The sequence below is a fragment of the Streptomyces sp. NPDC092370 genome (genome assembly GCF_044755265.1).
GTDB lineage: Bacteria > Actinomycetota > Actinomycetes > Streptomycetales > Streptomycetaceae > Streptomyces.
Genome location: NZ_JBIVQO010000013.1, coordinates 93,901 through 109,067 on the forward strand (window position 1 = coordinate 93,901; position 15,167 = coordinate 109,067).

Sequence of the window (15,167 nt, forward strand, 5' to 3'; positions counted from 1 at the left end):
ACGTCTCGGATCCGGCCGATGCCGATGCCGCCGACCTGAGCGACGCTGACGTCTCGGATCCGGCCGATGCCGATGCCGCCGACCTGAGCGACGCTGACGTCTCGGATCCGGCCGATGCCGATGCCGCCGACCTGAGCGACGCTGACGTCTCGGATCCGGCCGATGCCGGCGCCGCCGACCTGACCGACGCCGAGCGGACGGGACCGCTCGACCCGTCCCATCCCGCCTACGTCATCTACACCTCCGGCTCCACCGGCCGGCCCAAGGGCGTGGTCGTCACCCACCGCAGCGTGGCCGCGCTCGCCGCCTGGGCCGGGGACACGTTCGGTTCGCGCGGGTTCTCCCACGTCGTCGCCTCCACCTCCCTCAACTTCGACGTGTCCGTCTTCGAGTTGCTGTGCCCCCTGCTGGTCGGCGGCAGCGTCGAAGTGGTCGCCGACCTCACCGCCCTCGCCGACCTCGCCGCCCCCACCGACGGCTCCCGCCCGCGCCGGGCCGGACTGCTCAGCGGTGTGCCGTCCGCGCTGTCCCGCGTGTTCGGCGGCGACGGTGCCATCGAGGCGGACACCGTCGTCCTGGCCGGTGAGGCCCTGCCCGCCCGGACCGTCCGGGACATCAAGGACGCCATGCCCGCGGCCGAGGTGGCGAACATCTACGGCCCCACCGAGGCCACCGTCTACGCCACCGCCTGGTTCGCCGACGGCACCCTTCCCGACCAGGCCCCTCCCATCGGCCGTCCCGTCGCCCGCACCCGCGCCTACGTGCTGGACCGCCTGCTGCGCCCCCAGCCGCCGGGCGTCACCGGCGAGCTGTACCTCGGCGGCGGCGGACTCGCACGCGGTTACCTGCGCCGCCCGGGGCTGACCGCCGCCCGCTTCGTCGCCGACCCGTTCGGCGCTCCCGGGGACCGCATGTACCGCACGGGTGACCTGGTGCGCTGGAGCGCCGACGGCCAGCTCGAATACCTCGGCCGCGTCGACCAGCAGGTCAAGGTGCGCGGCTTCCGCATCGAACTCGGCGAGGTCGAGGAGGCCCTGCGCGGCTGCGCGGGCGTCACCGAGGCCGCCGCCACCGTCCGCGACGGCGACGGCCACCGCCGCCTGGCCGGATACGTGGTCGCCGGCCCCGGCGCCCGGGTGGAGCCCGAGGCCGTACGCCGCGAACTCGGGCGCACCCTTCCCGACTACATGGTCCCCTCGGCCGTCGTGGTGCTGCCCGCCCTGCCGCTCAACCCCAACGGCAAACTGGACCGCGGCCGGCTCCCCGACCCGGCACCGGCCGAACCCGCCGCACGCCATGTCGCGCCCCGCACCCCCACCGAACGGACCCTCGCCGCCATCTGGTCCGCGGTCCTGCACGTGGAGCGGGTCGGAGCGGACGACAACTTCTTCGCGCTGGGCGGCGACTCCATCCTCAGCATCCAGGTCGTGGCCCAGGCCAGGCAGGCGGGCCTGACGATCACCTCGCGGGACGTCTACCAGCACCAAACGGTCGCGGCCCTGGCCCGCCGCGCCGACGAGACGCACAGCCACCGGACCGCCGCCCCGCCCGCCCCCGTCGACGCCACCGGCGCCGCGCCGCTGACACCCATCCAGCACTGGCTCTTCGACAGCGCCGGCGAGCGGGCCGGACACTTCGCCCAGACCCTCTCGGTGGAACTACCCGTTGACGTCCAGGAGAGCGCGCTCCAAGCAGCCCTCGACGACGTGGTCGCCCACCACGACGCCTTGCGCTCCCGCTTCCTCGCCGACGGCACAGGCATACGGTGGGTGATCGACGGCCCGGCCGTCCGCTGCGGCCTCACCCAGCACACCGGCCCGGACACCGACACCCCGCACCTGGGCCCGTACGACCTGGGCCACGGCCCGCTGCTGCGCGCCGTCCTGCACGACCGGGGCGACGGACGGCCGCCCGTCCTGCACCTGTCCGTCCACCACTTGGTCGTGGACGGAGTCTCCTGGCGTCTGCTCCTGGAAGACCTCGACCGCGCCTACCGCGCCCGCCGCGAGGGCCGGGACGGCGAGGCCGCGCTGCCCCGTAAGTCCTCCCCGCTGCGGCAGTGGGCCGAGCGCCTGGCCGCGCACACCGCCGCCGGTGGTTTCGACGACGAGCAGGCGTACTGGATCCGCGAGACCGAAGGCGCCCGGGCGGCTCTGCCCGTGGACCGGGAGGGCACCGGCAGCTACGCCTCCCAGCGCTCGGTGACGGTGCGACTCGGCCCCGAGGACACAGAAGCGCTGCTGCGGACTCTCCCCGAGACGTACCGCACCCAGGCCAACGACGTTCTGCTCGCCGCCCTCGGCCGGGTGCTGTGCGGCTGGAGCGGGCACGACCGGGTACTGGTCGACGTCGAAGGGCACGGGCGTGAGGAGCTCTTCGCCGACGTCGACACCAGCCGCACCGTCGGCTGGTTCACCACCCGCCACCCCGTCGCCCTGACCGTCCCGCCCCAGGCACCCTGGGACACCGTGCTCAAGCAGGTCAAGGAACACCTGCGCGCCGTGCCCCGGCACGGCATCGGCCACGGCGCCCTGGCCCTGCCGGGCCGCGACGGCGCACCCCTGCCGGCAACCGGCGCGCAGATCAGCTTCAACTACCTCGGCCGGTTCGGTCTGTCCGAGACCTCCGGCGGCCTGTACCGCGGGCTGGTCCGCCCGCTGGAGCTGGACGCCGACCCGTCGGCGACGCGCCCGCACGCGCTGGAGGTCGTGGGACGGCTGGACGGCGACGGCCTGGAATTCACCTGGTTCTACTCCGACCAGGTGCACCGGCCGGAGACCGTCACCGACCTGGCGGAACGCTACGCCGACGCGCTGGCCGGCCTCGCCCGGTACGCGGCCCGCCCCGGCACCGCCGGACGCACCCCCTCGGACTTCCCGCTGGCCCGGCTCGACCAGACCCACGTCGACCGCATCGTGGGGGAGGACCCCGCCGGTGTGGAGGACGTCCACCCCGTGACGCCCACCCAGGCCGGCATGCTCTTCCACCGGCTCTCCCAGGACGATCGCGCCGTGTACTTCCAGCAGCTGACGTTCGTCCTCGACGGCGTGCCCGACCCCCGGCTGCTGGCGGACGCCTGGCAGCGGGTCACGGACCGCACGCCGGTGCTGCGCTCGCGGGTGGTGTGGCAGGACGTGCCGGAGCCGCTGTTGGTGGTGCTGCGCCGGGCGGCGGTGCCGGTGGAACTGTCCGACTGGCGTGGCCTGACCGCCGCCGAACGGGACGAGCGGCTGCGCGACCTGCTCGACCGCGACCGCGCCCGAGGGGTCGACCTGACCCGCGCACCGCTCCAGCGCCTGGTGCTGGCCCGGCTCTCCGACCGCGCGGTCCGCGTCGTGTGGTCCTTCGACCACCTGATCCTGGACGGCTGGAGCCTGTTCCAGGTCCTCTCCGACGTCTTCGCCTGCCACGCGGGACTGTCCGGCACCGCACAGATCGCGCTGCCCGAGCGCCGCCCCTTCCGTGACTACGTCGCCTGGCTGCGTGAGCGCGCCGACCGGGCCGAGGCCGAAGCGCACTGGCGCACCCGCCTGAACGGCCTGAGCGAGACCACAGCGCTCCCCTTCGACCGCGAGCCCCGAGAGAGCCACCGCGCGGAGTCGACGGCGGCGGTGCGCGTCACCCTGGCCGAGCCCGCCACGAAAGCGCTGGAGGACCTGGCCAGGGCGGCGGGCCTCACGATGAACACCCTCGTCCAGGGCGCCTGGGCGGTGCTGCTGAGCCGTCAGGCGGGCCGCGACGAGGCGGTCTTCGGCACCACCGTCTCCGGGCGGCCCGACGAACTGCCCGGGGCCGACGCCATCACCGGCCTGTTCATCGCGACCCTGCCCACCCGTGTGACCGTGCCGCGCGACGAGCCGCTGCTCACCTGGCTGGCCCGGCTCCAGCAGGAGCAGAGCGAGGACCGGCGTCACGACCACGTGCCGCTGCACCGGATGACGGCGTACACCGATCTGCCCGAGCGGGCCGCCCTCTTCGACAGCATCGTCGTGTTCGAGAACTACCCGGTCGACGACGACCTCGCCGCCGCGCACGGCCTGCGGCTGACCGGTCTGTACGGCATCGAGACCACCAACTACCCGCTGAGCCTCGTCGCCTACCCCGGCACGGAACTCGCCCTGCGCCTCGGATACGACCCCGACCTCTTCGACGCCGCCACCGTCGAGCGGATGGCCGAATACCTCACCGTCCTGCTGGAGGGCTTCGCCGCCACCCCGCGGCGCACTCCCGCACGCCTGCCCCTGCTGACGGCCGCCCGCCGTGAGCAGGTGCTCCACGCCTGGAACGACACGGCCACCGGCACCCCGGCGGCGACCGCCGCGGAACTCTTCGCCGCGCAGGTGGAGCGCACCCCGGACGCCGTCGCGCTGCTGGCCGGTGCCGAGCGGCTGACCTATCGCGAACTCGACTCGCGGGCGGCGGCACTGGCCGGCCGGCTGGCCGCGCTCGGGGTGCGCCCGGAGGTCGCCGTCGGCGTGCTGATGGACCGCTCGACCGCCCTGATCGTCACCCAGCTCGCCCTCGCCCGCCTCGGCGGCGTGTACGTCCCGCTCGACGGCCGGGCACCCCGGGAACGGCAGCGCACGATGCTCGCGGAGGCCGGCGCCGGCCTGCTGCTCACGGACGCGGAGTGGCACGAGACGGCCACAAGTCTTCTCCCGGAAGGACGCGTGCTGCGCCCGGACGAGGACACCGCCGCGACCGCGGACCTCACCACCGTGCCGCGCGTGGACCCGGACCACGTCCAGTACCTCATGTTCACCTCCGGCTCCACCGGCACCCCCAAGGGCGTGGCCGCGCGGCAGCGAGACGTCGCCGCGCTCGCGCTCGACCGTGCCTTCGCCGGCCACGACCGGGTCCTCGTGCACTCCCCGCACGCCTTCGACGCCTCCACCTACGAACTGTGGGTGCCGCTGCTGCGCGGCGGCACGGCCGTCCTCGCCCCACCGGGCGACCTGGACGCCGCCGCCGTCCGCTTCGCGATCAGCGAACAGGGCGTGACGTGCCTGTTCCTGACGGTCGGCCTGTTCCGCCTGCTCGCCCAGGAGGACCCCGGCTGCCTGCGCGGCGCCCGGGAGGTGTGGACGGGCGGCGAGGCCGTACCCGGCGCCGCCGTACGGCGCGTGCTGGACGCCTGCCCCGACCTCACCGTCGTCGACGTGTACGGCCCGACCGAGACCACCACCTTCGCCACCCGCCAGGCCTTCCGCGCCGGTGACGCGCTGCCCGCGTCACTCCCCATCGGCCGTCCCCTCGACGACACCCGCGCCTACGTCCTGGACGGGGCGCTCCAGCCGCAGCCGCCCGGCGTGCCCGGCGAGCTGTACCTCGCGGGCGCCGGACTGGCCCGCGGCTACGCCGGACGCCCCGGCGCCACCGCGGCCCGCTACCTGGCCGACCCCTACGGACCGCCCGGCGGACGGATGTACCGCACCGGCGACATCGTGCGCTGGAGCGCCGACGGCGCACTGCACTTCGTGGGACGCGTCGACGACCAGATCAAGATCCGCGGCTTCCGCGTCGAGCCCGCCGAGATCGAGGCCCGGCTCACCGCCCACCCGGCGATCGCCGAGGCGGTGGTGTCGGTCTCCCGGCACGAGGGACGCAAACGCCTGGTCGCACACCTGGTGCCGGGCCCCGGCACGACCGTGCCGCAGGCGGCCGAACTGCGCGCCCACGTGGCCGCGGAACTGCCCGACTACATGGTCCCGGCCGCGTTCGTCACCGTGGCCGAGCTGCCCCTGACCGCGAACGGCAAGGTCGACCGGCGCCGGCTGCCCGAACCCGAGTGGTCCGCGGCGGCCGACACCGCCTACCGCGCGCCGCGCACCGAGGCCGAGCGGGTGCTCGCCGGCATCTGGGCCAAGCTGCTCGGCGTGGACCGCGTCGGCCTCGACGACCACTTCTTCATGCTGGGCGGCGACTCGATCGTCAGCATCCAGGTCGTCTCCCGTGCTCGCACCGCCGGGCTCGCCCTGACGCCGAGGGACCTGTTCCGCCACCCCACGCTCGCCGACCTGGCCGCCGCCGCGACCGGCACCGCTGCGACCGTCGCGGGCACCGGCCCGGTCTCGGGGGAGGTCGCGCTCACTCCGATCCAGCACTGGTTCCTCGACGCCGAGCCACCGCGCCCGGAGTACTTCAACCAGTCGGTCGTCGTAGAGACGGCCGAGGACGTCGACCCCGGCGCGCTGAACGCCGCCCTGGCCGCGCTGTGGACCCACCACGACGCCCTGCGCGCCCGCTTCCTCCGCGCGGCGGACGGTACCTGGCGCCAGGAGTACGCCACCGCCGACGCGGAAGTGCCCGAGCTGCTGCGGGTCCACGACCTGGGTGGTCAGGACGCCCATGCCGCCGGACAGGCCGAGGCCCGCCTCTCCCACGAGGCGCACACCGGCTTCCGGCTGGACACCGGGCCGCTGATCGCCGCCCGCCTCTTCACCGGCGGCGGCCGGCCCTCGCGCCTGCTGCTGACGGCCCATCACCTGATCGTCGACGGCGTCTCCTGGCGCGTCCTGCTCGAGGACCTGGAGACCGCCTACCGGCAGGCCCTGATCGGTGAACCGGTACGGCTGCCGCAGCGCACCACGTCCGTGCGGGAATGGGTGCGGCGGCTCACCGTACGCACCGGCGAGGCGGACCTCGCCGCGCAGCGCGCCCACTGGGCGGACGTCTCGCGGCACTGCGCCGAACCGCTGCCGGTGGACCTCGACGGCGGCAACACCGTCGCCGACCTGCGCGCCGTGACCGTACGCATGGACCGGCGGCGCACCGAGGATCTCCTGCGCGAGGTCCCCGGCACCTACCGCACCCGCGTCGACGACGTCCTGCTGACCGCCCTCGGCCGCGTCCTGGCGGACTGGACCGGCCGCCGTGTCGTCGCCGTGGGTCTGGAGGGGCACGGACGCGAGGACCAGCTCTTCGACGACCTCGACCTGTCCCGCACGGTCGGCTGGTTCACCAGCCTCTTCCCGGTCGCCCTCGATCTGCCCGAGGGCGACTGGGGCACCGCGCTGAAAGCCGTGAAGGAACAGCTGCGGGCCGTGCCCGACCGGGGGATCGGCTACGGCGCCCTGCGCCACCTCGCGGGCGACGAACGGCTCACCGCCGCGCCGCTGCCCGGCATCAGCTTCAACTACCTGGGCCGGTTCGACTGGACCACCGCCGACGCCGCGCTGGTCCGGGCCGTTCCCGGCGGCCTTGACGGCGCGGAGGACCCCGCGGCGCCGCGCCCGCACCTGCTGGACGTGGTGGCCCGCGTCGAGGACGGCCGACTGGAGATCACCTGGCACTACAGCGGCGGCCGCCACCGCGAGGAGACCGTCGCCGCCCTCGCCGAGGGCATGCTGCGCTCCCTGGAGGAGATCGTCGCGCACTGCGCCGCCCCGCAGTCCGGCGGCCGCACGCCCTCGGACTTCCCGCTGGCCCGGCTCGACCAGGCCGCCGTGGACCGGGTCGTGGGCGACGGCCGTGGCGTCGAGGACGTGTACCCGCTGACGCCGATGCAGGCGGGCATGCTGTTCCACAGCCTGATGGACCCCCAGGGCCGCACCTACGTCAACCAGGTGCAGCTCGTACTGCGCGGTGTCACCGACCCCCACGCCCTCGCCGAGGCGTGGCAGCGCACCGCGGACGCCAACCCGATCCTGCGCACCCGCCTGGTGTGGCAGGAGACCGCCGAACCCCTCCAGGTGGTGGAGCGGCGGGCCGCCGTGCCGGTCACCCACCACGACTGGACCGGCTGGACCGCCGAGCGGTGCGCGCGGGAGACGGAGGCACTGCTCGCCGCGGACCGGGAGGCCGGGATCGACCTCGGCGCGGCCCCGCTGATGCGGCTCGCGCTGATCCGGCTCGCCCCGGACCGGGTGCGCATGGTGTGGACGTTCCACCACGTGCTGCTCGACGGCTGGAGCGCGGCCCAGGTGTTCGACGAGGTGTGCGAGCGGTACGCGGCCCTGACCGCCGGCCGCCGCCCGCAGGTGCCCGACCGGGCCCCCTTCGCCCGCTACCTGGAGTGGCTGGCCGCCCAGGACACCGCCCGCGCGGAACGCCACTGGCGCGACACCCTCGCCGGATTCGCCGCCTCCACCGAACTGCCCCGCGACCGGCGCCCCGCCGACGCCCACCGCGCCTCCTCCTCGGGGACGGTGCGGGTGGCCCTCGGGGAGGAGGTGTCGGCGCGACTGAGGGACACCGCCCAGCGGGCCGGCCTCACGGTCAACACGGTGCTCCAGGGCGCCTGGGGCCTGCTGCTGCACCACTACGGCGGCGGTGACGACGTCGTCTTCGGTACGACCGTGTCCGGCCGCCCGGCCGAACTGCCCGGCGTGACCTCCATGGTGGGCCTGTTCATCAACACCCTCCCCACCCGGCTGCGCATCGACCGGGACCGTCCCCTGCTGGAGTGGCTGCGCGAGGTGCAGGCCACCCAGTCGGAGTCCCGGCGCCACGATTTCGTGTCCCTCGCCCAGTTGCAGACGTGGAGCGAGGTGCCCGGCGGGACCAGCCTGTTCGACAGCATCGTCGTCTTCGAGAACTATCCGTTCGACGCGGGCGCCCTCGCCCGGCACGCACTCGCCGTCGAGCAGGAACGCGACGTCGAACCGACCAACTACCCGCTCAGCGTCGTCGTCGCCCCCGGCGACGACGTGACGGTCACCCTCGACTACGACCCGGCCGCCTTCGACGCGACCACCGTCGAAGGGATCGGCGCGAGCCTGCGCACGCTGCTGACCCAGGTCGCCGCCGACGCCACCGCCGACCGCCGGCTGTCCGACCTCGTACCGCTCGAACCGGCCGAGGGGCGCCGCCTGCTGGACCGGCTCGCGGGGCCGGGGGCGAACCTCCCGCGGCGCACCCTCGCGGACGCCTTCGCGGCCCGAGCCGCCCGCACCCCCGACGCCCCCGCCGTCAGCGCGGGCGCCGACCACCTCACGTACCGGCAACTGGACGAGCGCGCCAACCGGCTGGCCCGCCTGCTCATCGACGCCGGAGCCGGGCCGGAGCGGTTCGTCGCCCTGGCCCTGCCCCGGACCGCCGACCTGATCGTGGCGCTCCTCGCCGTCCACAAGAGCGGCGCCGCCTATCTGCCCGTCGACCCCGGCCATCCCGAAGAGCGCATCGCTTTCCTGTTCGAGGACGTGCGACCCGACGCGGTGATCACCTGCGCGGACACCTCCGCACGGCTGCCGGACGGCCCGTACACCAGGATCGCGCTGGACGACCCGGGCTGCGCCGCCCGGCTGGCCGCCGCGTCCGCCGCACCCGTCGGCGACGGCGAGCGGCGTGCCCGGCTGCTGCCGGACCACCCCGCCTACGTCATCCACACCTCCGGCTCCACCGGCCGGCCGAAGGGCGTGGTCGTCTCCCACGCCTCGGTGGTGGCTTTGACCGACTGGGCCGCCGCCGAGTTCACCGGCCGCGGGCTCGCCCACATCGTGGCCTCCACCTCGCTCAACTTCGACGTGTCGGTGTTCGAGATCTTCTCGCCGCTGCTGGCGGGCGGCCGGGTGGAGGTCGTCCGCGACCTGCTGGCCCTCGCCGAGCGACCCGAACCGTGGCGAGCGGGGCTGCTCAGCGCCGTCCCCTCAGCCCTCGGCCGGCTGCTGGCCGAGGACACCGTGCTGGTCGGTGCCGACACCGTCGTCCTGGCCGGCGAGGCCCTGCCCGCCCGCGCCGTCCGGCAGGTGCGCGCGGCGATCCCCGGCTGCCGGGTGATGAACATCTACGGCCCCACCGAGGCCACCGTCTACGCCACCGCCTTCACCTGCGACCCGGACGAGCCCGACCGGGTCCCGCCCATCGGCCGGCCCGTCGGCGGCGCCCGCGCCTACGTCCTCGACGCCCGGATGCGGCCCGTGCCGATCGGGGCGCCCGGTGAGCTGTACCTCGCCGGAACCGGGGTGGCCCGCGGCTACCTGAACCGGCCCGGCCTGACCGCGTCCCGCTTCCTCGCCGACCCGTTCGGCCCGTCCGGCAGCCGCATGTACCGCACCGGCGACCTGGTCCGCTGGACCGCCGACGGCGACCTGCTGTACCTGGGCCGCACCGACGACCAGGTGAAGGTGCGCGGCTTCCGCATCGAACTCGGCGAGGTGGAGGCCGCGCTGGCCCGGCACCCGCGGGTGGCGGCGGCCGCCGCGCGCGTCGTGGAACACGACGGCCACAAACGCCTGGTGGCCTACGCCGTCCCGCGGGGCGGCGACGCCCCCGAACCGGCCGACCTGCGGGCCTTCCTCGCCCGCACCCTGCCCGACCACCTGGTGCCGGCGGCCGTGGTGCCCCTGGAGCGGCTGCCGCTGGGCGCCACCGGCAAACTGGACCGGCGGGCCCTGCCGGAACCGGTGTGGTCCGCGGCCCTCACCTTGGAGGACGCCCGGCCGCCGCGCACCGCCACCGAGCAGACCCTCGCCGCGATCTGGTCGCAGGTGCTGGGCGTGCCCGAAGTGGGCGCGACGGACAACTACTTCACGCTCGGCGGAGACTCCATCCTCGGCATCCAGATCGTCTCCGCCGCCCGCCGGGCCGGACTGAACCTGACGCCCCGCCACCTCTTCCAGCACCAGACGGTCGCCGAACTCGCCGCCGCGGTCGACGAGTCACCGGCCGGCCCGGCCACCGCCACCGCCGACCAGGGCCCGGTCGTCGGGGACGTCCCCCTCACGCCCGTACAGCACTGGCTGTTCGACACCCTCACCGGCGACCCCGCCCGCTTCACCCAGGCGGTCTCCTTCGAGGTGGCGCCCGGCACCGACGAGACACTGCTGCGCGCCGCCCTCGCGGCGGTGCTGGAGCAGCACGACGCGCTGCGCATGCGCTACGAACCGGTGGGCGAGGGCCGGTGGCGGCAGCTGGGCACGCCGCCCGGCGCCGATCCGCACCTGGAGGTGCACCACACCCCCGAGGACCCGGCCGCCGTGGCCGCCGGTCTGTGCGCCGGGTTCGACCTGGCGAGCGGACCGCTGCTGAAGTCCGCCCTGTGCCACCGGGACGGCGACCGGCCGCCCGTCCTGCTGCTGGCCGCCCACCACCTGGTCGTCGACGCGGTGTCCTGGCGGGTGATCCTCGAAGACCTCGACACCGCCCACCGGGCGCTGCGCGCCGGCGAGACCCCCGACCTGGGGGCGAAGACGACCTCCTTCCGCGACTGGGCCCGGCGCCTGGCCGCGCACACCGCCGCCGACGGCGGCTTCGACGACGAGATCGCCCACTGGAGCGCCCTGCACCCGACGCCCCTGCCGGCCGACTTGCCCGGCGGCAACACCGCCGCCGACGAGGAGACCGTGACGGTGAGTCTCGGCGCCGAGGAGACGCGCCGGCTCCTCCAGGAGGTGCCCGACGCCTACCGCACGCGCGTCAACGACGTCCTGCTGTGCGCGCTCGGCCGGGTCCTGGGCCGCTGGACGGGACAGGACCGGGTGGTGCTCGCGCTGGAGGGCCACGGCCGCGAGGACCTCTTCGACGACGTCGACTTGTCCCGCACCGTCGGCTGGTTCACCACCATGTTCCCCGTGGGCCTCGACGTGCCCCACGACGCCGGTCTCGGCACCGCGCTGAAGACCGTCAAGGAGAACCTGCGGGCCGTACCGCGCGGGGGAGTGGGCTACGGCGCGCTGCGGCACCTGCACCCCACGGCGGGATCCGGGCTGCCCGCGCTGCCGCAGGTGGGCTTCAACTACCTGGGGCAACAGGACCGGAGCGCGGCGGGCGACGGTCTGCTGCGGGCGCCCCACGAGGGCCTCACCGGCGGCATGGACCGCTCGGCGGACCGGCCCCACCTCATCGACGTCCTCGGTCGGGTCACCGACAAGCGGCTCGAGTTCACCTGGTCGTACTCCCGCCGCGTGCACCGGCACGACACCGTCGCCCGGCTCGCCGAGGAGACGGCGGAGGAACTGCGCCGGATCGTCCGGCACTGCGCCGAGTCCGGCGCGGGCGGCCGGACACCGTCCGACTTCCCGCTGGCCGTCCTGGACCAGGCCGCCGTCGACCGGCTCGTCGGCGACGGGCAGGACGTGAGCGACGTGTACCCGCTCACCCCCACCCAGACCGGCATGGTCGTGCACGGCATGGACGAGCCCGGCGAGGGCCTGTACGTCGAGCAGATCACCTTCGTCGCCGACGGTGTGCGCGAAGACGCGCTGCTGGCGGACGCCTGGCAGCACGTCGTGGACGCCACGCCCGTGCTGCGCACCGCCGTCGCCCTGGGCCAGGGCCCGGCCCCGCTGCAGACCGTGCACCGCCGTGTCACCCTGCCCGTCACCCGGCTCGACTGGAGCGGTCTGGACCCGGCGCGGCGGGAGAGCGCACTGCGGCGGCTGCTCGACGAGGACCGGGCCCGCGGCATCGACCTGGACCGCCCCCCGCTGCTGCGCGTCACCCTCATCCGGCTCGGTCCGGACGAGGTGCGCGTGGTGTGGACCTTCCACCACGTCCTGCTGGACGGCTGGAGCGTCTTCCACGTGCTGTCGGACGTGCTTCAGGCGCACGCCGCGCTCGCCGCCGGGACCGAGCCGCGGCTGCCGCTGCGGCGGCCGTTCGCGGACTACGCCGCATGGCTGGCCGGCCGGGACACGGCCGCCGCCGAGGAACACTGGAAGGCCGCCCTCGCCGGACACGCCGCGCCCACCCCGCTGCCGTTCGACCGCAGGCCCGCCCCGGGCGCCGCCGCCCGGTCGGGCACCTGGCTGTCGCAGCGGCTCGACGCGGCCGGCACGGCCCGCCTGGCGGACTTCGCCCGCCGTCACCGGCTCACCCTCAACACCCTGGTCCAGGGCGCGTGGGCGCTGCTGCTGGCGCGATACAGCGGCGAGGGCGAGGTGTGCTTCGGCACCACCGTCTCCGGCAGGCCCGCCGACCTGCCGGGCGCGGACACCATCACCGGCCTGTTCATCACCACCCTGCCCGCGCGGGTGACCGTGGACGAGTCCGCGCCGTGCACCGCCTGGCTGCGGGAGCTGCAGGCCGCCCGCGCGGAGGACCGGCGCTTCGACCACGTGCCGCTGACGGACCTCCACCAGTGGAGCGCACTGCCCCCCGGCACGCCCCTGTTCGACAGCCTGCTGGTGTTCGAGAACTACCCGGTCGGCGACGCCACCGCAGGCGCGCACGGCGTGCGCGTGCGCGACCTGGACGCCCGCGAGGCGACCAACTACCCGCTCACCGTGGTGATCTCGCCCGGCGACGAGCTGACCGTGGAACTCGGCTACGACACGCGGTACTTCGACGAGACCACCGCCCGCGCCCTGGCCGACCGGCTGACCCACGCCCTGACCGCGCTCGCCGGGACGGAGGACCGGACCCGCCTGCACACGGTCGACGTCCTGCCCCCCGCCGAACGCCACCGGCTGCTGCACGGCCCCACCCGCCCGCAACTCCCGATACCGCCCCCGGCGACGCTGCCCGCGCTGATCGAGGCCGCCGTCGACCGGTGGCCGGACCGGCCCGCCCTCGACACCGGGGAGTCGCGGCTCGCCTTCGCCGAGGCGGAGGACCGCGCGAACCGGCTGGCGCACCGGCTCATCGCGCGCGGGGTGGGGCCGGGTGACATCGTCGCGCTGGTCCTGCCGCGCTCGGCGGACATGGTGCTGGCCCAGCTCGCCGTGACCAAGGCGGGCGCCGCGTTCCTCCCCGTGGACCCCGGCTACCCGGCCGAGCGGGTCACGCTGATGCTGCGCGACGCGCGGCCCGCCGTCACCCTCACCGCCGAGGAGGTCGCCGCCCTGCTCGCCGCGCCGCCCGACGACACGCCCGGCCACCGGCCCGCCGACACCGACCGCGTGCGCCCGCTGCACCCCGACGACCCGGCGTACGTCATCTACACCTCCGGCTCCACCGGCATCCCGAAGGGCGTCGTCGTCACCCACCGGGGACTGGCCGCGTTCACCGCCGCCGAGGCCGCGCATTACGAGGTCCGCGCCGGGGACCGCGTGCTGGCCTTCGCCACGCCCAGCTTCGACGCCTCCGTGCTGGAGCTGTGCATGTCCCTGCCGCAGGGCGCGGCCCTGGTCGTACCGCCTCCCGGACCGCTGCTCGGCGCGGAACTCGCGGGCGTCCTGCGCACCGCGCGCATCACGCACACTTTGTTGCCGCCCGCCGCGCTCGCCACCCTCCCGCCGGACACCCCCGGCACCCTGCCCGACCTGCACACCCTGATCGTCGGCGCGGACGCCTGCCGGGCCGAACTGGTCGCCCGATGGGCACCGCACCACCGCATGATCAACTCCTACGGGCCCACCGAGGCCACCGTCGTGGCCACCTGGTCCGGCCCGCTGGAGCCGGACGGCGGCGCACCCCCCATCGGCCGCGCGCTGCCCGCCACCGCCGCCTACGTCCTCGACGCGCGCCTGCGCCCCGTCCCCGACGGCGTGCCCGGCGAACTGTGGCTCGCCGGACCGGCCCTGGCCCGCGGCTACCTGGGCCGCCCCGGGCTGACGGCGACCCGCTTCACCGCCGACCCGTTCGGGCCGCCCGGCACCCGCATGTACCGCACCGGCGACCTGGTCCGCCGCGACGCCCGCGGCGAGCTGCACTACCTCGGCCGCACCGACCACCAGCTCAAGCTGCGCGGCCACCGCATCGAGGCCGGCGAGGTGGAAGCCACCCTGGTGCGCCACCCGGCGGTGCTGGACGCCGTGGTGAGCGTGCGGGAGGACGAACCGGGGCTGCCGCGTCTGGTGGCCCACGTGCTCGTCGCCCCCGGCGCCGAACCGCCCGCCGGCGCGGACCTGCGGGCTCTCGCCGCCCGCACCCTGCCCGGCCCCATGGTGCCGTCGGCGTTCGTGGTCCTGGACCGTTTCCCGCTGACGGAGAACGGCAAGACCGACCGGGCCGCGCTGCCAGCCCCCGTCCCGGAGACGCCGGAGCCGGCCGCCGGGCACGTACCGCCCCGCACACCCACCGAGGAGGCCGTCGCCGCCCTCTGGGAGGAGACGCTGGCGACCACCGTGGGCGCCGAGGACGACTTCTTCGCCCTGGGCGGCGACTCCCTGCGCGCCCTGCTCATCGCCTCCCGCGCCAACGACACCTTCGGCGTGACCCTCACGCCCCGCGATGTCCTGGTCAACCGCACCGTCGCCGCACTGGCGGACCTGGTGGAGGAACAGGTGCTGAGCGAACTCGAAGACGCCGCACGCGGCGACAGCGACCACGATGAACGGTGAGGACCG

1 protein-coding gene and 2 pseudogenes are annotated in these 15,167 nt (G+C 75.2%); 2 read left to right on the forward strand and 1 reads right to left on the reverse strand.

Translation table 11 applies throughout. The annotated features are described in order from the left end of the window. On the reverse strand, window positions 1-221 hold a 221-nt coding region (locus ACIQHQ_RS31265), incomplete at its 3' end, for a hypothetical protein (RefSeq protein WP_402618590.1). Between ACIQHQ_RS31265 and ACIQHQ_RS31270 the strand changes: the two are divergent. Together ACIQHQ_RS31270 and ACIQHQ_RS31275 are read left to right on the forward strand one after the other, a co-directional pair. Next, window positions 132-13,337 (forward strand): annotated as a pseudogene (locus ACIQHQ_RS31270) (amino acid adenylation domain-containing protein); the annotation flags it as partial. The gene ACIQHQ_RS31265 and the pseudogene ACIQHQ_RS31270 overlap by 90 nt on opposite strands. Before the next feature lie 6 nt (window positions 13,338-13,343). Beyond that, window positions 13,344-15,161, forward strand: a pseudogene (locus ACIQHQ_RS31275) (amino acid adenylation domain-containing protein); the annotation flags it as partial. Window positions 15,162-15,167 lie beyond the last annotated feature (6 nt).